This window comes from Streptomyces sp. NPDC004111, assembly GCF_042874215.1.
In the GTDB taxonomy this organism is placed as follows: Bacteria; Actinomycetota; Actinomycetes; order Streptomycetales; family Streptomycetaceae; genus Streptomyces.
On record NZ_JBIAMU010000001.1, the window covers coordinates 873,265 to 893,751 of the forward strand.

General features: G+C 74.2%; 20 protein-coding genes. 12 read left to right on the forward strand and 8 right to left on the reverse strand.

Translation table 11 applies throughout. From position 1 onward, the window contains the following. Positions 1-46: 46 nt before the first annotated feature. The gene (locus ACFYVL_RS03910; RefSeq protein WP_389241165.1) at positions 47-823 is read left to right on the forward strand and encodes an SDR family oxidoreductase; all 777 of its coding nucleotides are present in this window, start codon (positions 47-49) and stop codon (positions 821-823) included. Positions 824-868: 45 nt separating this feature from the next. Here the strand turns inward: ACFYVL_RS03910 and ACFYVL_RS03915 are convergent, their stop codons facing one another. Next, complete coding sequence (locus ACFYVL_RS03915; protein ID WP_389241166.1) at positions 869-2,023, reverse strand: FAD-dependent oxidoreductase; 1,155 nt, start codon at positions 2,021-2,023, stop codon at positions 869-871. Between the two features lie 562 nt (positions 2,024-2,585). On the opposite strand from ACFYVL_RS03915, the gene ACFYVL_RS03920 reads away from it, so the two are divergent. Together ACFYVL_RS03920 and ACFYVL_RS03925 are read left to right on the forward strand one after the other, a co-directional pair. After that, positions 2,586-3,206, forward strand: coding sequence for a TetR/AcrR family transcriptional regulator (locus ACFYVL_RS03920; protein WP_389241167.1), 621 nt, complete (start codon positions 2,586-2,588; stop codon positions 3,204-3,206). A gap of 107 nt (positions 3,207-3,313) precedes the next feature. Then, the gene (locus ACFYVL_RS03925; RefSeq protein ID WP_389241168.1) at positions 3,314-4,012 is read left to right on the forward strand and encodes an HAD family hydrolase; all 699 of its coding nucleotides are present in this window, start codon (positions 3,314-3,316) and stop codon (positions 4,010-4,012) included. Here ACFYVL_RS03925 and ACFYVL_RS03930 read toward each other — a convergent pair. Next, complete coding sequence (locus ACFYVL_RS03930; RefSeq protein ID WP_389241169.1) at positions 3,993-5,267, reverse strand: transcriptional regulator; 1,275 nt, start codon at positions 5,265-5,267, stop codon at positions 3,993-3,995. The two genes, ACFYVL_RS03925 and ACFYVL_RS03930, sit on opposite strands and share 20 nt — an antisense overlap. A gap of 234 nt (positions 5,268-5,501) precedes the next feature. On the opposite strand from ACFYVL_RS03930, the gene ACFYVL_RS03935 reads away from it, so the two are divergent. Continuing rightward, positions 5,502-5,996, forward strand: coding sequence for a hypothetical protein (locus ACFYVL_RS03935; RefSeq protein ID WP_389241170.1), 495 nt, complete (start codon positions 5,502-5,504; stop codon positions 5,994-5,996). 104 nt (positions 5,997-6,100) lie between these two features. Here ACFYVL_RS03935 and ACFYVL_RS03940 read toward each other — a convergent pair whose 3' ends face one another. Next, positions 6,101-6,673, reverse strand: a complete 573-nt coding sequence (locus ACFYVL_RS03940; RefSeq protein WP_389241171.1) for a helix-turn-helix domain-containing protein — start codon at positions 6,671-6,673, stop codon at positions 6,101-6,103. Positions 6,674-6,781: 108 nt separating this feature from the next. Between ACFYVL_RS03940 and ACFYVL_RS03945 the strand changes: the two genes are divergently transcribed. Both ACFYVL_RS03945 and ACFYVL_RS03950 read left to right on the forward strand, forming a co-directional pair. Then, a complete protein-coding gene (locus ACFYVL_RS03945; protein WP_389241172.1) occupies positions 6,782-7,438 on the forward strand; it encodes a class I SAM-dependent methyltransferase in 657 nt (218 codons plus the stop codon). Positions 7,439-7,674: 236 nt separating this feature from the next. After that, on the forward strand, positions 7,675-8,415 hold the full coding sequence (locus tag ACFYVL_RS03950) for a class I SAM-dependent methyltransferase (protein WP_389241173.1): 741 nt from the start codon (positions 7,675-7,677) through the stop codon (positions 8,413-8,415). A 129-nt stretch (positions 8,416-8,544) separates the two neighbouring features. Here ACFYVL_RS03950 and ACFYVL_RS03955 read toward each other — a convergent pair whose 3' ends face one another. Together ACFYVL_RS03955 and ACFYVL_RS03960 are read right to left on the reverse strand one after the other, a co-directional pair. Beyond that, a complete protein-coding gene (locus ACFYVL_RS03955) occupies positions 8,545-10,977 on the reverse strand; it encodes an ABC transporter permease (protein WP_389241174.1) in 2,433 nt (810 codons plus the stop codon). After that, the gene (locus ACFYVL_RS03960) at positions 10,974-11,690 is read right to left on the reverse strand and encodes an ABC transporter ATP-binding protein (RefSeq protein WP_389241175.1); all 717 of its coding nucleotides are present in this window, start codon (positions 11,688-11,690) and stop codon (positions 10,974-10,976) included. Before ACFYVL_RS03960 ends, ACFYVL_RS03955 begins: the two co-directional genes overlap by 4 nt. Before the next feature lie 662 nt (positions 11,691-12,352). On the opposite strand from ACFYVL_RS03960, the gene ACFYVL_RS03965 reads away from it, so the two are divergent. After that, positions 12,353-13,585: a sensor histidine kinase gene (locus ACFYVL_RS03965; protein ID WP_389241176.1), complete on the forward strand. Its 1,233-nt coding sequence runs from the start codon at positions 12,353-12,355 to the stop codon at positions 13,583-13,585. Beyond that, positions 13,582-14,259, forward strand: a complete 678-nt coding sequence (locus tag ACFYVL_RS03970; protein WP_389241177.1) for a response regulator — start codon at positions 13,582-13,584, stop codon at positions 14,257-14,259. The genes ACFYVL_RS03965 and ACFYVL_RS03970 overlap by 4 nt, the downstream gene beginning before the upstream one ends. A 41-nt stretch (positions 14,260-14,300) precedes the next feature. On the opposite strand, the gene ACFYVL_RS03975 is transcribed toward ACFYVL_RS03970, so the two are convergent. Together ACFYVL_RS03975 and ACFYVL_RS03980 are read right to left on the reverse strand one after the other, a co-directional pair. Beyond that, positions 14,301-15,338, reverse strand: coding sequence for a hypothetical protein (locus ACFYVL_RS03975; RefSeq protein WP_389241178.1), 1,038 nt, complete (start codon positions 15,336-15,338; stop codon positions 14,301-14,303). Continuing rightward, positions 15,335-15,985, reverse strand: a complete 651-nt coding sequence (locus ACFYVL_RS03980) for a PadR family transcriptional regulator (RefSeq protein WP_389241179.1) — start codon at positions 15,983-15,985, stop codon at positions 15,335-15,337. Before ACFYVL_RS03980 ends, ACFYVL_RS03975 begins: the two co-directional genes overlap by 4 nt. 94 nt (positions 15,986-16,079) lie before the next feature. On the opposite strand from ACFYVL_RS03980, the gene ACFYVL_RS03985 reads away from it, so the two are divergent. Further along, on the forward strand, positions 16,080-16,697 hold the full coding sequence (locus ACFYVL_RS03985; protein ID WP_389241180.1) for a DinB family protein: 618 nt from the start codon (positions 16,080-16,082) through the stop codon (positions 16,695-16,697). Positions 16,698-16,780: 83 nt separating this feature from the next. Here the strand turns inward: ACFYVL_RS03985 and ACFYVL_RS03990 are convergent, their stop codons facing one another. Then, positions 16,781-17,575, reverse strand: a complete 795-nt coding sequence (locus tag ACFYVL_RS03990; RefSeq protein ID WP_389241181.1) for a 2-phosphosulfolactate phosphatase — start codon at positions 17,573-17,575, stop codon at positions 16,781-16,783. Positions 17,576-17,617: 42 nt separating this feature from the next. Here ACFYVL_RS03990 and ACFYVL_RS03995 point away from each other — a divergent pair, with 42 nt between their 5' ends. The 3 genes from ACFYVL_RS03995 to ACFYVL_RS04005 all read left to right on the forward strand — a co-directional run bounded on the left by ACFYVL_RS03995 (position 17,618) and on the right by ACFYVL_RS04005 (position 20,480). After that, positions 17,618-18,268: a GNAT family N-acetyltransferase gene (locus ACFYVL_RS03995; protein WP_389241182.1), complete on the forward strand. Its 651-nt coding sequence runs from the start codon at positions 17,618-17,620 to the stop codon at positions 18,266-18,268. Between the two features lie 169 nt (positions 18,269-18,437). Next, a complete protein-coding gene (locus ACFYVL_RS04000) occupies positions 18,438-19,361 on the forward strand; it encodes an NADP-dependent oxidoreductase (RefSeq protein WP_389241183.1) in 924 nt (307 codons plus the stop codon). A 162-nt stretch (positions 19,362-19,523) separates the two neighbouring features. After that, positions 19,524-20,480 carry an AraC family transcriptional regulator gene (locus tag ACFYVL_RS04005; protein WP_389241184.1) on the forward strand — a complete coding sequence of 319 codons (957 nt, stop codon included), beginning with the start codon at positions 19,524-19,526 and terminating at the stop codon, positions 20,478-20,480. The last annotated feature ends 7 nt before the right edge of the window (positions 20,481-20,487 follow it).

The following is a 20,487-nucleotide window of genomic DNA, read 5'->3' on the forward strand; positions in this document are numbered from 1 at the left end:
CGATCGGCGACCGGTGAACGCACGCCATCGGCGAAGGAGTCGCACCATGTCCCGCACCTACCTCATCACCGGAGCCGCCTCCGGCATCGGCAGGGCCACCGCCACCCGGCTCGCCGCACAGGGGCACACCGTCATCGGCGCCGATCTCGTGGACGCCGATGTCGTCGCGGACCTCGCCACCCCCGAAGGCCGGGCCCATCTGGTCGCACGCACGGGCGAGTTGAGCGGTGGGCGGCTGGACGCCGTGATCGCGAGCGCCGGCCTCGCCGGTTTCGAGCCACGTGCCGTCAGCGTCAACTACTTCGGCGCGGTCGCCACCTTGGAAGGGCTCCGTCCACTGCTGGCCGCGGGCACGGACCCGCGCGCGGTCGTCGTCGGCTCGGCCGCTTCCGTCCACCCGCACGACACGGCCATCACCGACGCGGCGCTCGCCGGTGACGAGGACACCGCGCTGGCCGCCGCCCGTGCGGCGGCCGACCGCGGGGAGGGCTACGCGATCTACGGCTCGACCAAGGCCGCCGTCGCCCGGTGGATACGCCGCACCGCCGCCACCGCCGACTGGGCGGGCGCCGGCATCCCCCTCAACGCCATCGCCCCCGGAACCGTCGTCACCCCCATGACCGCCCCCATGCTGGCAGGCCCGGAGCTGCGCAAGGTCGTGGACGAGACCGTCCCCATGCCCCTGCACGGCCACGCCCGGCCGGAACAGATCGCTCCGCTGCTGGACTGGCTCACCTCGCCGGAGAACGAACTGGTCACCGGCCAGGTCGTCTTCATCGACGGCGGCGCCGACGCCGTACTGCGCGGCGACCGCACCTGGTGAGCCGACCGGGGACGGACCCCTTGGGGATGGTCCCCTTGCGGCCCGTCAGGCGTGGTCCGTCATGTGGGCCAGTGCCTGGGCGGCGCTGTCCGGGGCGAAGGCGCTCTCGATGCCCTCGGCGGCGGCAGCGGCGGCCTCCGCCGAGCGGGGGAACAGGACCTTCTCGTACGCGGTGACCGCCTGGTCCGTCGTGGGGTGAGCGGTGAGGGCCTGGGCGAGGTCCGCGCCGTCGAGCATCGCGAGGTTGGCGCCCATGCCGGAGATCGGGGACATCAGGTGCGCGGCGTCGCCGAGAAGCGTGACGCCGGGGGTGCGGGGCCAGGTGTGCGGGACCGGCAGGGCGTACAGGGGGCGGTTGGTGTAGCCGGTGTCGGTGCGGGTGATGAGGTCCAGCAGGCCGGGGCTCCAGCCGCTGAAGCGGGCCAGCAGGGCTTCGCGTACGGCCGTGGTGTCGGCCGGTTCGAGGCCGGCCCGGCGCTGCCAGTCCTCGTCCGTGCGCATGCCGATGTAGACGCGGATGTGCCCTCCGCTGTTGCGCTGCGCCACGAGGCCCAGGTTGTCGTCGAGGGCCATCATCGTGCCGTCGCCGGTGAGCCTGGCGATCCCGGGGTGGCGGGCGTCCGCGTCGTTCAGGCCGGTTTCGACGAAGGTGACGCCGGTGTAGCGGGGCGTCGCGCCGGACACCAGGCGGCGCACCGCGGACCAGGCGCCGTCGGCCCCGACGACGAGGTCCGCGTCGGTGCTGCCGCCGTTGGCGAAGTGCAGCCGGTGGACGCCGTCCGCGAGCGGCTCGGCCCGGGTGAGCCGGTGGTCCCAGCGGACGGTGCCGGGTTCGAGCGAGTCCAGGAGGAGGCCGCGGAGCTGGCCCCGGTCGATCTCGGGGGCGCCGTCCGGGGTGGCGGCCTCGGGCGGTGTCGCGTCGAACAGGATGCGTCCGTCGCGGCCCGCCAGCCGCATCTGCCGGCCCTCGGGGCGGGCCAGAGCGAGGAAGGCGTCCCACAGACCGGCGGCGCGCAGCGCGGACTGGCCGGAACCGGGGTGCATGTCGAGGGTGCCGCCCTGGCCGCGCGCGGCGCGGGAGGCGTCCAGGTCGTACACGGTGACGGGGATGCCGTGCCGCTGGAGGACGCGCGCGCAGACCAGACCGCCGGGTCCGGCGCCGACGACCGCGATGCGGGGGCAGGGGGGTGCGGGATTCATGGAAAGGCTCCGTTCGTACGGGTTCGGGTGTGCGGGGCGCGCGCCGGGCGTGCCGACGTGCGCGGTGGGGGTGGGGGAGGGATGCGCAGCGGTGGGTCGGACGGGCCAGCACGCTGCGGTGGTGTGGTGGTGTGGTGGTGCGGTGGTCGGGCTGGGCGGTGCGGTGCGGTGTCGGGCGTGTGGGTCGGTGCGGTGCGGTGGTGTGTCGGGCGGGCGAGTCGGCACGCTGCGGTGGTGAGTCGGGCGGGTCGGTGCGGCGCGGCGCGGTGGTGCGCTGCGGTGGTGCGGCCGTCGGGTGGGTCGGTGCGGTGCGCCGGTGCGGCAGGCGGGCCTGGCACCGTGCGGCGGTGCGGTGGGCGGGTCGGGAGAGGGGGCGTCGCGCACATCGGCACGTGCTGCGGGGCGCCGTGCGGGTCTGCGCGGCGCTTCGCCAGGGCGCGGCACGGCACGGCAGGGTGCGCCGGGCTGTTCCGGTCGGCCGCCCTTCCAGAAGAGCACACCAACTCACTAAGTGCAACGAGTCCACTTTTTGAGTTGGTCAACCAAAGGGTATGATCGCGGCATGACCACGCCGGACTCCACCGAGCCCCCCGCACCCCCCGGTCGCCGCGAGCGAAAGAAGGCCGCCACGCGCCGCGCCATCGCCGACGCCGCGCTGACCCTGTTCCTGGAGCGCGGCTACGACGACGTCGGCATCCGTGAGATCGCCGACCGCGCCGACGTGTCCACCACCACGCTCTTCAAGCACTTTCCGGTCAAGGAGGCCCTGGTCTTCGACGAGGACGCCGATCAGGAGGCGCGGCTCCTGGCCGCCGTGCGGGAGCGCCCCGAGGGCTGGTCCGTCCCGGCCGCCCTGTGCGACCACGCCCTGCGCCACCGCGTCCCGGCGGCGGGGGGCGACCCCCGCTTCACCGCCTTCGCGGAACTGGTGGCCCGCACCCCCGCCCTGCGCGACCACCTCCAGAACATGTGGCTCCGCCACGCCTCCGCCCTCGCCTCCGTCATCGCGGAGGAGTGCGGCCTGCCCGCCGACGACCCCGCCTGCGCCGCGCTGGCCCACTTCGCCCTGGAGGCGCCCCGCGCCGCCCGTGGTCAGGCCGACCCGCGCGTCGCCGTCGTCCGCGCCTTCGACCTGCTGGAGCAGGGCTGGGGCGCGCAGGCCCGGCGGCCTGAGGAGAGCTGAGACGGCTTGAGGCGGTCCGGGACGGCCGGGGAGGGCCTTGGGGGGTGGCCCGGGACGGCCTGAAGGCCCCGTACCCCCGCCCCCGGCCCCGTCCTATCCTTCCGATCATGATTCGCGCTGTGGTCTTCGACGTCGGTGAGTGCCTGGTCGACGAGACGCGGGAGTACGGGACCTGGGCCGACTGGCTCGGCGTGCCCCGCCACACCTTCGCGGCCGTGTTCGGTGCCGTGGTCGCGCAGGGGCGGGACTACCGCGAGGTGTTCCAGGAGTTCCGGCCCGGCTTCGACCTGTACGAACAGCGGCAGGCCCGCGTCGAGGCCGGGCAGCCCGAGGACTTCGGCGAGGCGGACCTCTACCCGGACGTCCGTCCCGCCCTCGCCGCCCTGCGGGAGGCCGGGCTGTGGCTGGGCATCGCGGGCAACCAGACCGTGCGCGCGGGCGGCATCCTCCGCGAACTCTTCGCCGGGGACGTCGATCTGATCGGCACCTCGGACGACTGGGGCGCCGCCAAGCCCGACCCGGAGTTCTTCGTACGGCTCGCGCGGGCCGTGCCCCACCCGCCCGGCGGGATCCTCTACGTCGGGGACCGCGTCGACAACGACGTCCGCCCGGCCGCCGCCGCCGGACTGCACACCGCGCTGGTGCGGCGCGGCCCCTGGGCGAGGATCCAGTGGTGCACCGAGGAGGCGCGGACGCTGCCCTCCTTCCGTATCGAGACACTCGCCGAACTTCCCTCCCTGGTGAGTGAGTTCAATGCCGGCGGTGCGACGGGGCCCGGGTGCGGCGTCAGCGCTGAAGCGCGCTGACCGTCGCCCGCCAGCCGAACATCGCGTCGTCGAGCGCGGCGACGCACGGCAGCTCGTTCCACGGCTGCAGGCTCTGGCGCACGTCCCGCACCCGGTCCATGCCGGTCGCGTACCAGGTCACCGAGAGCTGTCCGAGGGCCTTCCCGGCCCACTCGCAGGCCTCCTCGACCCGCTGCTCGCCGACGGCCGCCGCCGCGAGGTCGCCCAGGATGACCGCCCGCTGCTTGCCCGCGTCGGCGGGCAGCTCGGCCAGCACCCGCAGCAGGGTCTCCCGCGCCCGGTCGAACTGCCCGGCCTTCAGCTGGGTGTTCCCCTTGAACGAGGCCAGGCGTACGGGGCCGAACCAGTCCATCCACTCCGGCGAAGCGAACTCCCCGCCCTCCGCCAGGACTTCCTCGGCGTGCCGGATCAGTGTCAGGGCCGTGCGCGGATGCCCGCACCTGGTCTCGCACTCCGCCTCGACGGCGTCCAGCCAGGCCAGGAACTCGGCGGACGGCCGCCCCCGGCGCGCGTAGGCGCGGGCCGCCCGCATCCGCTCCTGGGCCGTCGGCCGGTCGCCCGCCCAGCCGGGCACGAACGCCGTGTGCGCCAGGATCGCCGAGCCGAGCAGGGTGTCGTCCGCCTCGGCCGCCGCCTGGAGCGCCCGTACGTAGGTGTCGGCGGCGGCAACCGGGTCCCGGAGGTCGAAGAACTCGATCCGCCCCGCCATCAGCGCCGACTCGGCGAGCGCGCGGGCCAGGGCGATGCGGGCGGGCCCGGTCGTCTCCGACATCAGGGCGGTGCCGAGGCGGGTGTGCTCGATGACGGTGGGGTGCATCTGGGTCGGCTGCACGGTCCAGTAGAGCCGCCGGTGGCTGCCGGTGACCAGGGCGTAGTCGGCGGCGACGCTCTCCGGCTGGAAGCCGCCGCTGCCGCTGGGCAGGGGCAGTTGGGCGGGGCCGATCGCCCCGATGCCCAGCAGCATCCCCCGGGGCACGTCCTCGGGCGCGGGCACGGAACCCCAGGAGGGGCTGAAGCCCAGCTCCGCCATAGTCATGTTGCCGAGGACGTGCCGCAGGGCCCGCTGGTAGTGGGCCTGCGGCCACGGCGGCTTCTCGGACTCCCAGCGGCGCACCTGCCGGATGCTCACGTCCAGATCACCGAGCCCGAGCCGGGGCCCCGCGCTGTTCAGGGCGTCGGCCAGGGCCTGTTGGGTGGCGTACCCGGCGGCGACGCGAGCGGCCTTCAGCGCGGTGTTGCCATTGGGGCGGGGCATACGAGTACCTCCAGTCGGCTCCTCGGGCTCCACCGTAGACGCCAACCCGGGTGACAGAAAGGCCCTTTGGCGTCCCCAGGGAGACCCCTTTACGGCCTTCTGGAGGACGTTGAACAGGTTCACGATGGAGGTCTCGTACGCACGCGTACCTACCCCGTCCGTGTCCGTACACCTCCTGAACTCAGCCTGTACGCACCCCCGTACAGCCCCACCGACGCAGTGAAGGCGGCCCCCGTGCAGATGTGGAGACCCCGGCCCGACATCGAGGCGGACGCCGGAACGGATCCCTCCGGCTGGCTCGCGTACGCCCACCGGTCGCCGGGGACCGTCTCGCTGGAGTGGACGGAGCGGAACGTGGCCGTCCTTCCGCTCGGCACCCGGTTCGACGCGGTGCGCATCCCCGTCGAGATCATCTACGCCGCACTCGGCACCCGGAACCGGGCCGTCGTCGGCCCGCTGCTGGAACTCGCCCTGCGCGGACCGGTGATCCAGGACTCGGAACGCTGGTTCTACCCGCTGGTCCCGGTCGGCGGAGCCGCCGACTGGGCGGCCCCGGCGGGTACCTACCTCGCCCGGGGCTGGCTGGGCGTGCCGCGCGTCGACCAGCTCGCGCCGCCCGGCATGTACTGGTGCGTACCGGCCCGCGAGCCGGGCAGACTCTGCGAACTGTCCCGGGTGGCGGCCCTGGTGGAGTCCGGATTCACCCGGTCGCAGGGGGCGAGTTCATAGCTCCGGTCGGGGCGCGCGGGCCGGGGTCGGGTGGTGCGGGCCCGGTCGGGTGGCGCGGGCCCTGGTCGGGTCGCGCGGGCCGGGGTTGGGTGGTGCGGGCCCGGTCAGGTCGTGCGGGCCCTGAGGTGGGCCCGTTCGCCCTGGTTGCCGAAGAGGATCAGGAGTTCCACCGGCTGGTCCCCGTCCGCGCCGAGCCAGTGCGGGACGTGCGTGTCGAACTCGGCGGCCTCGCCCGCCTTCAGCAGCAGGGACTGCTCACCCAGGAGCAGCCGCAGCCGGCCCGCGAGCACGTACACCCACTCGAAACCCGCGTGCGTCTTCAGGTCGGGCCGGGCGTCCGGGTTCGGCGGGATCAGCAGCTTGTGGGCCTGGATGCCGCCGGGACGGCTGAGCGGTACATGGGTCATGCCGTGCCGGGTGACCGGGCGCAGATGGATGCGCGGGTCACCGGTGCGGGGCGCGCCGACCAGCTCGTCGAGCGGAACCGCGTAGACCTCCGCGAGGGGCAGCAGCAGCTCAAGCGTCGGCTTGCGGGACCCGCCCTCCAGACGGGACAGGGTGCTCTCGTTGATGCCGGTCTGCCCGGCCAGCTCGGCGAGGGTCAGCCCGCGCCTGTGCCGCAGCTCGCGCAGGCGCGGCCCGACCGCGTCCAGGACGTCCTTCTTCGCGGGGCTCATGCCTGCCAGGTTGCCGAAACGGCACGAGGCTTTGCAACTCCGGCGGCGCAGACCGCAGTGTCGTCGTACGCCCCGCCGGGGGCTCCGTCCGACCCGAAAGGCCCTGCCATGACCACCGTCAGCGAATCCGCCGCCTTCTGGGAGAACCAGTACTCCCGGAACGTCTCCCCGCAGTGGGGCACCAAGCCCAACACCGTCCTGGCCCGGCTCGTCACCGATCTCGACCCGGCCCCCGGGACCGCCCTCGACCTGGGCTGCGGCCACGGCGGCGACGCCCTCTGGCTGGCCGGGCTCGGCTGGGAGGTCACCGCCGTCGACGTCTCCGGGACGGCCCTCGGCAGGGTCGCGGCGAGCGCGGCGGCCGCCGGTGTGGGAGACCGGGTGCACCCCTGCCGCCACGACCTGGCGGAGTCCTTCCCCGACGGAACCTTCGACCTGGTGACCGCCAGCTACTTCCACACACCCGTCGAGATCCCCCGCGACCGGGTGCTGCGCGCTGCCGCCCGCGCGGTGGCACCGGGCGGCCTGCTGATCCTGGTGGAACACGCCTCGACGGCCCCCTGGTCCTGGAAGCCGGACGACGGCACGGAACTCACCTTCCCCACCCCGCGCGAAGTGCTGGACTCCCTCCAACTCGACACGGACACCCCCGGCGGCGGCTGGCACGTCGAGCAGTGCCACGCCCCCGCACGCACGGCGACGGGCCCCGAGGGCCAGCGGGCCCAGGTCACCGAGAACGTCCTCGTCCTGCGCCGAACCGCCTGACCGGGCACCGCCCGCCCGGTGCCGCCCGTGCGTGAAAACCGGGACGGCGTACGGATCTTTGTGGCTTCTGCCAGTACGGCCGTCGGCCGGGGTGCGGGAAGACTGCCCGCCAGAACGACCGGAACGTACAGCGGTGCGCCCGTGCCCCCCCGGGGACGCGTGCACCGGTGCACCCGACACGCGCCGTCGGCGCGCGAGCGCGCGGGCGCCGCAGACGCACAGGAGAGGACCGCACGATGAGCGTGCAGCAGTACGACGGGATCGGCGAGGCGTACGAGGGCTTCAAGGGGCTGCCGCTGGAGCAGTACGTGGCCGTGCCCGGATTCCTCGCCCTGGTGGGCGACGTGCGCGGCAAGTCGGTCCTCGACCTCGCGTGCGGGACCGGCTTCTACAGCCGGGAGTTCAGGAGGCGCGGCGCCTCGGACGTGCTCGGGGTGGACATCTCCGGTGAGATGGTCGCCGTGGCGCGGGGGCTGGAGGAGCGGGACCCGCTGGGTGTGCGGTACGAGGTCGGCGACGTGGCCGGACTTCCGGCGCTCGCGGACCGCTTCGACGTGGCCCTCGGCGTCCACATGCTCAACTACGCCGAGGACGCCGCCACCATGGAGCGGATGTGCCGCTCGGTGCACCGCAATCTCAGGCCCGGCGGCGAGTTCTTCGTACTGAACCAGTCGCCCGACTTCCGCTTCGACGGGCCCACCCCGGAGCGGTACGGCTTCCTCAGCGAGCTGACCGGCGAGGAGGTCGAGGTCGGACCGCGCGTGCGGACCACGGCGCTGCTCGATCCGCCGGTCTCCTTCCTCGCCGGCCGCCCGCGCCGCGACGCCCACGAGAAGGCGCTGCGGGCGGCCGGTTTCAGTGAGCTGACATGGGTCCGGCTGGAGGTTTCCGAGGCAGGGGTGCGCGAGTTCGGCACCGACTTCTGGGCGGACTACCGGGCCAACCCCCCGTTCGAGATGCTGCGCTGCCGCGCCTGAGGACGGCCGGGGCGGGCGGGACGCGCCCCCGGGACCCGGCCCGCCCGGCGGGGCGCGGTGGGGCGCGGTGGGGCAGGGCGGGGTGCGCGTGCCGTCGTGCCCGCGCACCCCGGTGCCCGACCCCGCCCGCTACTCCGTCCGCAGGGCCACCGCCGTCCGGGTCCGCGCCGCCCAGCCCGCCGGCAGCAGCGCTCCCGCGGTCGCGATGAGCAGGCCGCCCAGGCCCAGCAGCGCCAGTTCCGGGGCGCCGTACACGCTCAGGACGCTGCCGGGCAGCCGCAGGCCCGCGCCCTCGCCCATCGCGGGCACGATCCAGCCGTGCAGCGCCACGCCGAGCGGGACCCCCAGCGCGCCGCCGATCAGCCCGGTCACCACCACCGAGGTGAGGACCAGTGCGATCGTCTGGCGCGGGGTCATGCCGAGCGCCTTGTGCGTGCCGAGTTCGCGGATCCGTTCCCGGGTGTCCAGGACCACGCTGTTGAGCACGCCGAGCGCCGCCACCGCGACCAGCATCAGTGTGAGGAACCCGGACAGGACGTTCAGCGTGACGACCATCTCGCTGCCGCCGTCGGGCCCGCCGGGGCGGGCCGCGAGACCCAGCGGGCGCAGGTCCTTGTCGAGGGCCTCGATGTAACTCTCCCTGCTGGTTCCGGACTTGAGCGCGATGTTGTGCGCGGCGGGGACCAGGTCGGGTACGGCGGTGGTGAGCGTGGCGGTGTCGGTGAAGACCTGCATGCCGTCGTGACGGGGGTCCAGGACCTCACCGACGATGCGCAGGGTGACGTCGCCCGTCCGACCGTTGACGGTGAGGCCGTCGCCTACCCGCTTCCCGGTCGTGGTGAGCAGGCCGGTGGGGACGACGGCTTCCCCCGGGCCGCCCAGCCAGCGCCCCGAGACCATGGCGTAGCCGCCCCAGGAGGCATCCCCGGTGAAGCCGACCACCGCGACGGAGCCGGAGATTCCGGCGAGCGAGGCCCGTCCGGTGGACTCGCTGTAGTACGTACGGGTGCCGGGCTGGGCGGTGATCGCCCGGAGCGCACCGGCTTCGGCGGCCCTGCCCCCGGCGGGCGGTGCCGGGGCGTCCGCTTCCCGGGCCGGCTCCCGGGGGCCGGACGCCCGCTCCCCGAACTCGCGCACGTCGACCACCACATCGGCATCGGCGTGCTCCCGAGCCGCCATGATCCTCTGGAGCGAGGAGCCGAGCCCCACCGTGAACGTCACGGCCGTCGCACCGAACACGATCGCCACGCACATCGCCAGCGCCCGCCCCGGCCTGGCGAACGGCCTGGCGAGGCCGAGCCCGACCGGCCGCGACACCGGGAGCCGCGCGGCGGCCCGCGCCGCCCACCTGCCGCGCCCCGGCCGCGGCGTGCGGCCCACCGACAGTGCCTCGACGGTACGCAGCCGGCCGGCCCGTGCCGCACTCGCCCACGCGGTCACCGCCGTCAGCCCCAGCACGCCCGCGACCACCGCCGCGTCGATCCACGGTTCGACGCCCAGCCCCGCCGTCCGGTAGGCCTCCGCGGCCTCCGCGAGCACCGGCAGGGCGAGCAGATGGCCGACCAGCACACCGAGCGCGGTCCCGGCGGCGGCGGGGAGCAGCGCCTGGCCGACGTAGGCCCGTACCACCTGGGCGGGCGTGAAGCCGATCGCCTTGAGGATGCCGATGCGGCGGGTGCCCGCGCCGACCGTGGCCGCGACCACGTTGCCGACGATCAGCACAGACATGACCAAGCCGAGCGTGCCGAAGGCCACCAGGAACGGGACGTACAGCGCGGTGTCGCGTTCCGCGGACCGGCGCACCGTGAGCCAGGACTGGGTACCGGAGACGGCCTTCGCGGGCAGTCCGGCGGTCACCGCCCTGTGCCCCGCCGCCACCTGCCCGGCGGTGTCGGCACCGGTGAAGCGGTAGAGCATCTGCCTGCCGCCGTCCCGGCCGGGCGGGGTGAGCGCGGCGAGCTGACCGGGAGTCACCCAGCCGTCCGCGCTCCCGGTCACCGAACGGGCCGTGCCGACCACCGTCAGCGCGGGCCTCCCCGGCAGATCGGGGAAGTCGAGCCGCAGCCCGGGGCCGGGGAAGCCGCCGGACCCGCCCGCGAGCACGATCTCGCCGGGGCGGGCGGCCCAGCGACCGCTGGTGAGGACGAGGTCGTCGACGCCGTCGGCGGGCCTGTCACGGCCGACCACGGTCAGCGGCAGCTCGGGGAGGGACAGCGGAGGCCCGGACTCCGGCCCCGGCCCACCCCCCGGCCGTGCCGCCATCCCGGGGGAGCGCGGCGTGATCGTCGTCGTACGGAACGGGCCCGCCGAGTCCGCGACCCCGGCGCTCCCCGCGGTGGCCGCGAGGCGGTCGTCGGAGGCGGCGCCGTCCGCGTACCGCACGGTCAGATGGGCGCCGTGCTGCCGTGCGAAGGCGGTGTCGAACGGCCTGCTGGACGCCGCGAGCAGCGACCCGGCGAGGATCGAGGCGGCCGTCGTCATCAGGGTGGCCAGCACGATCACGACGGTCGGCACCCGGCGGCGGCCCACACCCGAACGCACCACCCTGCCCAGCGCGCTCAACGGGCGCTCCGGGAGAGCGGGCCCGCGCCGGTCGCGGCGGTGTCCGAGGCGATCCGGCCGTCGACCAGCTCGACCGTACGGTCCGTGCAGGACCTGGCCAGCGCGAGATCGTGGGTCACCAGGACGACGGTCTGCCCCTCGGCGTGCAGCTCGCGCAGCAGCCGGCTGACCTCCTCGCCGGACACCGAGTCGAGGGCGCCGGTCGGCTCGTCGGCGAGCAGCAGCGGCGGGCGGTTCATCAACGCGCGGGCCACCGCGACACGCTGCCGCTGGCCGCCCGACAGGGTCCCCGGGTAGGCGCCCGAGTAGCGGTCGATACCCAGGTCCTCCAGCAGTTCGGCGGCCCGCCGGTGGGCAGCGGCCCTGGGGGTACCGGCGAGTTGAGCGGGGAGCGCCACGTTGTCCGCCACGGTCAGGTCGTCGAGCAGATGGAAGAACTGGAAGACCATCCCCACCTTCGCCCGCCGGAACCGCGCGGCCCCCGCCTCGCCGAGCCCGTCGACCCGCACCCCGTCCACGGTCACCGTGCCCTCGTCGGGCCGGTCCAGGCCCGCGATCAGATTCAGCAGCGTGGACTTGCCGCTGCCGGACGGACCGAGAATCGCGACGGCCTCCCCGGGACGCACCGTCAGGGAGGCGTGGTGGAGTGCGGGCGGCCCGTCGTCGTAACGACGGCTCACCTCGCGCAGCTCGATCACCGGCGTGCTGGACATGCGAACTCCCGTTGCTCGAATTGCTCGAAGGACTCAGAGGTGTGATTCGGGGGTGTGATGCAGAGGTGTGATTCGGGGGGCGGGACCCAGAAGGGGTGTGCGGTCCTTCGAAGCTAGGAGCGCGGGGGGCTTCCGCGCGTCGGCAGCCCGGTTCATTTCCGGTACGGCGCGCGGGCGAGGCCACCGCGGGTCATCCCCGGGAAGTAGTCGCCAGGCGTACGGAGTTGAGCGCCGGGACGGATGCGGCGGGGCGGACCCCGGTCCACAATGGCGCGATGAGCGGAGTACGGAAGACACCGGCGGACCGGGCGGCCCGGACGGGAGTCCTGCCGGAACTGCGGCGGAAACCGGCGGTGGGGACGACGCCGGCCGCACCGTCCGCGCCTGCGGCAGGGGTCCCGGAGGGCGCAGGGACCGCAGAGGGCGCAGGGGCAGCAGCGGGCGCACTGGCCACGGGGGTCACGGGGACCACTGGGGCCACGACGGCGGTTCCGGCCCCACCGACCACATGGACACCACCCCCCTCGTCGTCCCGGCTCTCGTCGTCCCGGCCCACCGCCCCCGCCCCTCTGGCCGCACGTCTCGCGTCCCGTGCCCGCGAAGCCCTCGCTCCGGTCTTCCGGCCGGTGGCCGGGCCTTTCCTCAGGCCCTCCCGGCGGAGCATGCTCTTCGACGTGCTGCTCGCGCTCTGCCTCGGGGCCAACAACCTCCACTGGGCGGTGAACCGGGGTGCGAGCATCGTCCATGAGTCGGGCCAGTCCATCGGCCCGTTCGGCAGGCCCACCGAGACCGGCAGCCTCGTGGCCGCGATCCTGATCAGCCTCCTCGCGTTCGGGCCCCTGACGGTGCGCCGCAGGTACCCGCTCGCCGTGCTGGGGACCGTCACCCTCGCCACCGCCCTCGCCCCCGACGACGCCATGCGGCTCACCTTCTACGCCGTCGTCGTCGCCGCGTACACCGCGGCCGTCTACAGCCCGTACCGCTTCCTCGCCCTGGCCACCCTGTCGGTGACCGTGCTCACCGTCGGCACCGACGAACGCACCCGCGTCTGGGGCATGGTGACGGTCCCGCCGACCGTCCCCACCCAGTACGTCCCGCTGTTCATCCTCGTCCCGCTGATCTTCGCCGCCCACGGCTTGCGCGCCTGGAAGCTCAGGACCGCCGAGAGCCAGGCGCGGATGACCGCCCTCGAACACGAGCAGGCCGAGCGGCTGCGGAGGGCCGCGGCCCAGGAGCGTTCGCGGATCGCCCGTGAGCTGCACGACGTGGTCACCCACAACGTCAGCATGATGACCATCCAGGCCGGCGCCGCCCGCAAGGTCATGGACATCGCCCCGGACCAGGCCCGCGAGGCCCTGCTCGCCGTCGAGGCGGCCGGCCGCGCGGCGATGGCGGAGCTGCGCCACACCATGGGGCTGCTCACCATGGACGCCGACGACACCGCCGCCGGGTCCGCCCCCGGTGGCGCACTCACTCCCCAACCCGGCCTGGAACAGCTGGATTCGCTGGTCAGCGGGGTACGGGGCACCGGCCTGCCGGTCACCCTGACCACCACCGGCACCCCGCGCGAGGTGCCCTCCGGCATCGGGCTCGCCGCCTACCGCGTCGTACAGGAAGCGCTGACGAACACCGTCAAACATGCCGACGGCGCACGGGCGGAGGTCGCCGTCGCGTACGCGGACGACCACATCGCCGTACGGATCACCGACACCGGAGGCACCCCCTCCGCCTCCGCGGCGAGCGGCAACGGACGCGGCCTGATCGGCCTGCGCGAACGCCTGGCCATCTACGGCGGCACCCTGCACACCGGCCGCCGCCTCACCGGCGGATACCAGGTGCGTGCTCTGATACCCCTGATGCCCGGCATGCCACCGACGCCCCTGGAGACCCCGTGACCGCCCCCGTACGTGTGCTGATCGCCGACGACCAGGCGCTCGTACGCACCGGATTCCGCATGATCCTGATGGCCGACGGCATCGACGTCGTGGCCGAGGCGGCCAACGGCCTGGAAGCCGTCGAGGCGTTCCGCCGCACCCGCCCGGACGTGGTCCTGATGGACATCCGGATGCCGGAACTGGACGGTCTGGAAGCCACCCGCCGCATCCTGGCGATCCCCCCGGGCCCCCCGAGCACCGACCCCCGCATCATCATGCTCACCACCTTCGACCTCGACGACCTCGTCTACGCGGCCCTGACCGCCGGAGCCAGCGGCTTCCTGCTGAAGGACGTCACCGCCGAACACCTCGTCGCCGCCGTCCGCATGGTCCGTACCGGCGACGCGCTCCTCGCCCCCGCCATCACCCGGCGCCTCGTCGAACGACACGCCAGGACGGCCCCCGCCCCGGGCCTGCACCGCGACCTGGCGGCGCTGACCCCGCGCGAGCTCGAAGTCCTCCGCCTGCTCGCCCAGGGCCTGAGCAACGCGGAACTCGCCGCCCGCCTGAACCTCTCCGAAGCCACCGTGAAGACCCATGTGGGCCGCATCCTCGCCAAACTCCAACTCCGCGACCGCGCCCAGGCAGTCGTCGCCGCGTACGAAACGGGCCTGGTCAGCGTCGGCACATCGTGACCCACGGCCCCCGTCGGAGCGTCCGGCGGGGGCCGGGCCCGTCAGCCGAGTTCGCCGATCAGTGCGCGGTACGTCTCGTAGGCGGGTTTGGGGCGGTAGTCGCTGGTGGTGAGGCCGAAGCGGGCGGTCGCCTCGGGGCGCGCCGAGTCGGCGTCGCGCAGGGCGAAGAGTTCGTAGTGGGTGACGTGGTGCCGGGCGGCGGCCGAGGCGATCGTACGGATCATGGTCTCCAGGCGGGCCGCCTGTTCCTCCGGGGAGCGGTCGGGGGTGCTGGGGGTGCCGTTCTCGCAGATGCGGACCGGGGTGCCGGGGCGCAGCCCGAGCGGCGGCAGGCTGACCGTGCGGAGGTGGGTGAGCGCGTGCTCGACCATGGGTACGAGGTGTTCGTGCGGGGTGGGGGAGAAGGCGTCCGGGTAGAGGCCCAGGCCCACGTAGTCGACGTGACGGGCGAACTCCCCGGCCGGTACGGCGGCCAGCCGGTCCCAGAACTCCGCGTCCCCGCCCAGCCATTCGGCGGGCTCCGCGACCGAGAAGCCGACCCGGACGTGGCCGAGCCCCGCGGCGTCCAGGGTGCGGCGGGCGTGCGCGGTGCCGCGGACGAGTGCGGTGAGCGCGCCGGGGGAGCTGCCGTCGATCCAGGGGATGGGGAAGTTCGGTTCGAGGGTGACCTGGAGGTGGCGGACGATCCGCCCGTAGCGGGCGACGACGCGCGTGATGAACTCCAGCCAGCCGTCGATGTCCTCGGTTTCCGGCTGGTAGCTCAGGACCAGGTCCAGCTCACGGCCGTGCCGGGTGTACCAGGCGTCGGGCATCGTCAGCGCGGCCATCGTCCGCGCGGGACGGAGGACCGCCACCTTCTCCGGGTCGGGCCTGGGACCGAGGTGGTGGAGGTACTCGCGTATGAGGAAGGGGCGTTGGGTACCGGACCGGGCGCCCGCGTCGCCGGTGCCGCCCGGGTGCGGGTGGCCGGTCTGGAGGCCGGTGACCAGGGACGCGATGGCCCGGGGGTCGTCGGGGGCGCCCAGGGTGGTGCCGACCTGGCCGCCGGCGTAGATGCCGAAGACGAGACTGCTGCTCACGACTGCTCCTTCTGGGTCGTCGGGGTGCCGGGCCCCGTCGTGGTGGCGGGCGTTCCGGGTGTGCCCGGTGCGGACTCCGCCGCCTCGGCCCCGGGCCACGGCAGCGTGCCGTCCGTGATGCGGGTGATCAGCTGCCGGATCCAGCCGGACTCGGAGCGCATCTGGTGGCCGACGAACGCGGTCTCGATCATGAAGAGTTCGGGTACGTCGCCGGCCGCGTCCCGGGCCGCCGTCTCCAGGGCCGCGATCCGCTCGTCCAGCGCTGCGACCCGCTCCCGCAGCGCGGCCACCGCCTCCTCGCGGCCGAGCGCGCCGAGGTAGGCCAGCGCGTCCACGAACGCCGAGGTCTCCACCCTGGCCTCGCGCACCTGCCGTCCCACCCGTTCCCGGAACGCCTGCCAGCCCTGGGGGGTGAGCGCGTACACCGTGCGGGCGGGGCGGTTCCCGGCCTGTTCGGTTCCGGTCGGTGCGATCCAGCCCGCGTCGATCAGCGAGGTGGTGAGCGTGTAGAGCGATCCGCTGCGGGCGCGTACGTGCGGATAGCGCCTGGCGAGTTCGCTTCCGAGTGCGTACGTGTGCATGGGGCGTTCGACGAGCAGCCCGAGCAGACGCAGGGCCAACGGGTTGTCCACGGCTTTCAGCGGCATGCGGAGAACAGTAACACCCGTATACGGGTATGTGTGGGAGCGTGGAGATCGCGGGCGGAGACGCGTTGTCAGTGGTGGGTGCGAAGGTGGGGAGATGACGCATCCAGACCCCAAGCAAGAACTGCGGAACTACCTCACGACGGCCAGGGAAGCCCTGGTGTGGAAGCTGGAAGGGCTGTCCGAGTACGACGTACGGCGACCGCTGACGCCGACCGGCACCAACCTGCTCGGGCTGCTCAAGCACCTGGCGGGCTGCGAGGCGGTGTACTTCGGCGAGACCTTCGGGCGGCCCTTCGGCGAACCGATGCCCTGGACCGAGGAGTTCGACGACGACCCGACCGTCGACATGTGGGCGAAGGCCGACGAGTCCCGGGAGTACGTCATCGACCTCTACCGCAAGGCGTGCGCGCACGCCGACGCCACCGCCGAGGCCCTGGACCTGGACTCCCTCGGTCATGTCCCGCACTGGCCGGTGGAGCGCAAGGAGGTCTCGCTGCACCGCATCATGATCCATCTGCTCGCCGAGACCAACCGTCACGCCGGTCACGCCGACATCGTCCGCGAACTCATCGACGGAGCAGCCGGGCTGAGGGAGAGCGCCGCCAACATGCCCTTGCCCGCAGAGGTTTCGTGGGCGGAGTACCGGCAGCGGCTGGAGGAGGAGGCGCGGAAGGCGGCGCAGCTGGTGGAGGGGGAGGAGGGGAAGGGGTAGCGGGGGCGGCGCTGCCGTGGGCGCGCGCGTGAGTACGGGGGTCTCACGCGGCGGCACACGGCGGCGGCCCGGGGCCGCGGCGGCTACTCGGCCGGGGCGAAGGCACCTTCGGTGAGCAGCGGGACGACCGCGCACGCGTCCAGCTCCGCGGCCACCGCGACGTCCTCGGCGAACCCGCCCTCCACCAGCTCCCGCCCGGAGGAACAGGCCGCGAGGGCGGCGCCGACATCGGCCGTCGCCGCGTGGGCCGCTGCGGCGGCCGTGGCCTCGGGGGACAGGGCCGGGGCGTCGGAGTGCGAAGGCGCACCGGGGCCCGCCGCCGCGCTTCGGCCGTCGCGCAGCGCCGCGATGACGGCCCCCGCGCCGAGCAGGTCCTCCAGAGCGGGGCGCAGGCTGCCGTCGGGCCAGCGTTCCCCGGAGGCGATGACGCCCACCGGGCGGGCGGGCCGCCCGTACCCCTGGGCGGCGAGCCAGCGGCCGACGGCGGTCGCGTTCCGCAGCGAGGCCGCGACCACCGCGGAGTCACCGGCGGAGGCGGCGATGGCCGAACCGTTGGGCGAGGGAAGCACCAGCCGGGGTGTGAACGGGGCCCGGCGCAGCGCGGCCGGCGAGAGCGTCCACGGCGACGACGCGGTGACCGCGCGGCGGCCCACCGCCAGGTCCGCCCCCAGCCCGGCGGCGTACCCGACGGCGCTCTCGTCGCGCCACCGGTAGGGGAAGACCCGGGTCCCCGCCTCCACTGCGACGGACACCGCCGTGGTGAACGACAGCACGTCAACCACCACCAGACAGGCGACATCGGCCGCCAGCCGCTCGGCCCCCGCGGGCCCCCACTCGAAACGTACGCCGTGACCCGCCTGCCGGAACCAGTCGCCCATGGGCGCCGATCATGCCAGCCACGCACGTGCGAGTATCCCCGGATGCCGAAAAGCCCCGACACCCGCACCGGCGCTACGCCCGACACCGGCACCGGCGGTACGTCCGACCGGCCCCCCGGCACCGCCTCCGGCCCAGGCGGTCCCCTCGTGCTGCGTCAGCTGACCTCGCCCGGCGCGGCCACCCCGGCACTGAGGCGGGCGCTCGCCGCGTGCTGGGTCGAGGTCACCAACGCCGGGGGAGCGGCCGGCTTTCCCTTCCCGCCGATCGGCCAGGAGCAGGCCGCCGAGGCGGTCGACGCGCTCGCCGGTTCGCTCGCCCCGGAGACCAGCCGCATCCTGCTGGCGACGACGGACGCGGACGCCGCCGCCGACGGCCTGGTGGGCTGGCTGCACATCCGGCGCGACGCGTTCCGGCTGACCGCGCACTGGGGCACGCTCCACCACGTCCAGACCCGGCCGGCGGTACGGGGCCGGGGGTACGGAGCTGTCCTCATGGCGGAGGTCCGCAGGGTCGCCCGGGAGGAAATGGGCCTGGAGCAGCTCCACCTGGCCGCCCGCGGCGGCGCCGGGCTGGAGACCTTCTACGCCCGGCACGGCTGGCGGGAGACCGGTCGCAGGCCGGGCGTCCTGCGCTTCGCCCCGGACGGCAGCGACGACCGGGACGAGGTCCTGATGCACCTCGACCCGCTCTGAGACCGGTCCGGGACGGACGCCCGGCGAGACGATCGGACATGTGGGCGAGACGGAAGGCCATTCTGCGGCTCGTTCGATCTCCCTAAGGTCGAGGACAACAGGCGGGGCGCCCGGGTGATCCGGACGCTGCCGGCCGGTCCCGGTCGGCCTTGGAACAGGGAGAGTTGTCGTGCGCGCAGTCGTTCAGAAGTCCTTCGGTGGTCCCGAGGTCCTTGAGGTCGCAGAGCGCGAGCGTCCGCGCCCGCTGCTCGGCGAGGTCCTCGTCAGGGTGCACGCCAGTGCGGTCAACCCGGCGGACCTGGTCGTCAGGTCCGGTGAGTTCCCGCTGCTCGGCGAGCCGCCGTTCGTCCTGGGCTGGGACATCTCGGGAGTGGTCGAGGAGACCGGCCCCGGCGCCAGGTTCCGGGTGGGGGACGAGGTGTACGGGATGCCGTTCTTCCCGCGCGCCGCCAACGCGTACGCCGAGTACGTGGCCGCCCCCTCCCGGCAGCTCGCCCGCAAGCCCGCCTCGCTCGACCACGTGCACGCGGCGGCCGTCCCCCTCGCGGCACTCACCGCCTGGCAGGGGCTCGTCCAGGCGGCCGACGTGCGGCAGGGCGACCGGGTGCTGATCCAGCGCGCGGCGGGCGGTGTGGGCCACTTCGCGGTGCAGATCGCCAAGGCGCGCGGCGCCCACGTCATCGCCACCGCCAGTGCGGCCCGGCACGACTTCGTCACCGGTCTCGGCGCCGACGAGGTCGTCGACCACCGGACCACCGACTTCGACAGGGCAGTCCGGGACGTCGACGTGGTCTTCGACTCGCTGGCCCAGGGCGCCCGTTCGCTCGGGGTGCTGCGCCCCGGCGGCGTACTCGTCAGCCTCCTGGAACAGGGCGACCCCGCCCTGCTCGCCCGCACCGAGGCCGAGGGCAAGCGGTTCGCCGGCATCTCCGTCGAACCGGACTACGCCTCGCTGGAAGCCATCGCCGAACTGATCGACGCGGGCCGCGTCCGCCCGCACGTGTCGGAGACCTTCCCGCTGGAGGACGCGGCGAAGGCGCACGAGCTGGTCGCCACAGGGCATGTACAGGGCAAGATTGTCCTGACCGTGTGAGGGACGGGCGCCGGGCGGGACCGCTGCCCGACGGCACACCCGGCGCCGGCCCCCTCGACACCGGCACAGGTTCCGGTGCCACCATCACGAACACCAACATCACCATCAGGAACACCACCGGCACCGGATCCGGCGCCACCGCACCAGGGAGGGCAAGGCCGCATGGACATCCTCACCGAGGCGCTGGCCTCGATGCGCACAGGAAAGCCGGCGTCCGTACGCACCGTCGGCCGCGCCCCCTGGGCCCTGCGGCTGCCACCGGTGGTGGGCGCCGGGTTCCACGTGGTGCTCTACGGCACCTGCTGGCTGATCCCCTCGCAGGACCTCGAACCCGTCCCGCTCAGCCCCGGTGACGTCGTCTTCCTGCGCGACGGCAGGGGCCACGTGCTCGCCGATCACCCCACCACCCCGCCCCAGGACCCCGCGGAGGAGGACTTCGCGGGCGGGCGCGGACGGCCGGACGCATCGCCGATCGGCTCGTTCCGGGTCGGCGGCGACGGCCCCGAGACCCGTCTGCTGTGCGGCAGTTACGACCTCGACCAGGGCCGCCCGCACCCCCTGGTGCGCCAGTTGCCCGAGGTGATCCACCTGCAGACCCGGCACGGCCGGCACGCCGAGCTGAGCGCGGCCGTCCAACTGCTCGGCGCGGAGCTGGAGAATCCGCGCATCGGCTCGGACGGCATCGTGCCGTCACTGATCGATTCGCTGCTGCTGTACATCCTGCGCGCCTGGTTCGACGACCAGACCCCGGCCGCCGTCGACGGGTGGGCGGCGGCGCTCGGCGACCCGGCCGTGGCGCCGGTGCTCGCGGCGATGCACGAGGCCCCCGCCGCGCAGTGGACGGTCGAGTCGCTCGCCGAACGGGCCGGGCTGTCCCGGGCCGCCTTCGCCCGCCGGTTCGCGACGCTGGTCGGCGAACCCCCGATGTCGTACCTCACCCACTGGCGCATGACCACCGCCGCCCGGCTGCTCCGCGAGTCCGACACCCCGCTCACCGCGGTCGCGGCGCGTGCGGGGTACGGCTCGGAGTTCGCCTTCGCCAAGGCGTTCAAGCGCGAGTACGGGCTGGCCCCCGGCGGCTACCGCCGGCAGACCGCGGCGGCCCGGCTGGGAGCGTGAGGCCCGC

What these genes read in the sequence shown, in the direction of transcription:
- ACFYVL_RS03965 (WP_389241176.1), top strand. Translation starts at nt 12,353, where the DNA reads ATGCTCTTCGACGTGCTGCTCGCGCTCTGCCTCGGGGCCAACAACCTC.
- ACFYVL_RS03910 (WP_389241165.1), top strand. Translation starts at nt 47, where the DNA reads ATGTCCCGCACCTACCTCATCACCGGAGCCGCCTCCGGCATCGGCAGG.
- ACFYVL_RS03915 (WP_389241166.1), bottom strand. Translation starts at nt 2,023, where the DNA reads ATGAATCCCGCACCCCCCTGCCCCCGCATCGCGGTCGTCGGCGCCGGA.
- ACFYVL_RS03920 (WP_389241167.1), top strand. Translation starts at nt 2,586, where the DNA reads ATGACCACGCCGGACTCCACCGAGCCCCCCGCACCCCCCGGTCGCCGC.
- ACFYVL_RS03980 (WP_389241179.1), bottom strand. Translation starts at nt 15,985, where the DNA reads ATGCCGCTGAAAGCCGTGGACAACCCGTTGGCCCTGCGTCTGCTCGGG.
- ACFYVL_RS03960 (WP_389241175.1), bottom strand. Translation starts at nt 11,690, where the DNA reads ATGTCCAGCACGCCGGTGATCGAGCTGCGCGAGGTGAGCCGTCGTTAC.
- ACFYVL_RS03950 (WP_389241173.1), top strand. Translation starts at nt 7,675, where the DNA reads ATGAGCGTGCAGCAGTACGACGGGATCGGCGAGGCGTACGAGGGCTTC.
- ACFYVL_RS04005 (WP_389241184.1), top strand. Translation starts at nt 19,524, where the DNA reads ATGGACATCCTCACCGAGGCGCTGGCCTCGATGCGCACAGGAAAGCCG.
- ACFYVL_RS03940 (WP_389241171.1), bottom strand. Translation starts at nt 6,673, where the DNA reads ATGAGCCCCGCGAAGAAGGACGTCCTGGACGCGGTCGGGCCGCGCCTG.
- ACFYVL_RS03985 (WP_389241180.1), top strand. Translation starts at nt 16,080, where the DNA reads ATGACGCATCCAGACCCCAAGCAAGAACTGCGGAACTACCTCACGACG.
- ACFYVL_RS03925 (WP_389241168.1), top strand. Translation starts at nt 3,314, where the DNA reads ATGATTCGCGCTGTGGTCTTCGACGTCGGTGAGTGCCTGGTCGACGAG.
- ACFYVL_RS03930 (WP_389241169.1), bottom strand. Translation starts at nt 5,267, where the DNA reads ATGCCCCGCCCCAATGGCAACACCGCGCTGAAGGCCGCTCGCGTCGCC.
- ACFYVL_RS03995 (WP_389241182.1), top strand. Translation starts at nt 17,618, where the DNA reads ATGCCGAAAAGCCCCGACACCCGCACCGGCGCTACGCCCGACACCGGC.
- ACFYVL_RS03990 (WP_389241181.1), bottom strand. Translation starts at nt 17,575, where the DNA reads ATGGGCGACTGGTTCCGGCAGGCGGGTCACGGCGTACGTTTCGAGTGG.
- ACFYVL_RS03945 (WP_389241172.1), top strand. Translation starts at nt 6,782, where the DNA reads ATGACCACCGTCAGCGAATCCGCCGCCTTCTGGGAGAACCAGTACTCC.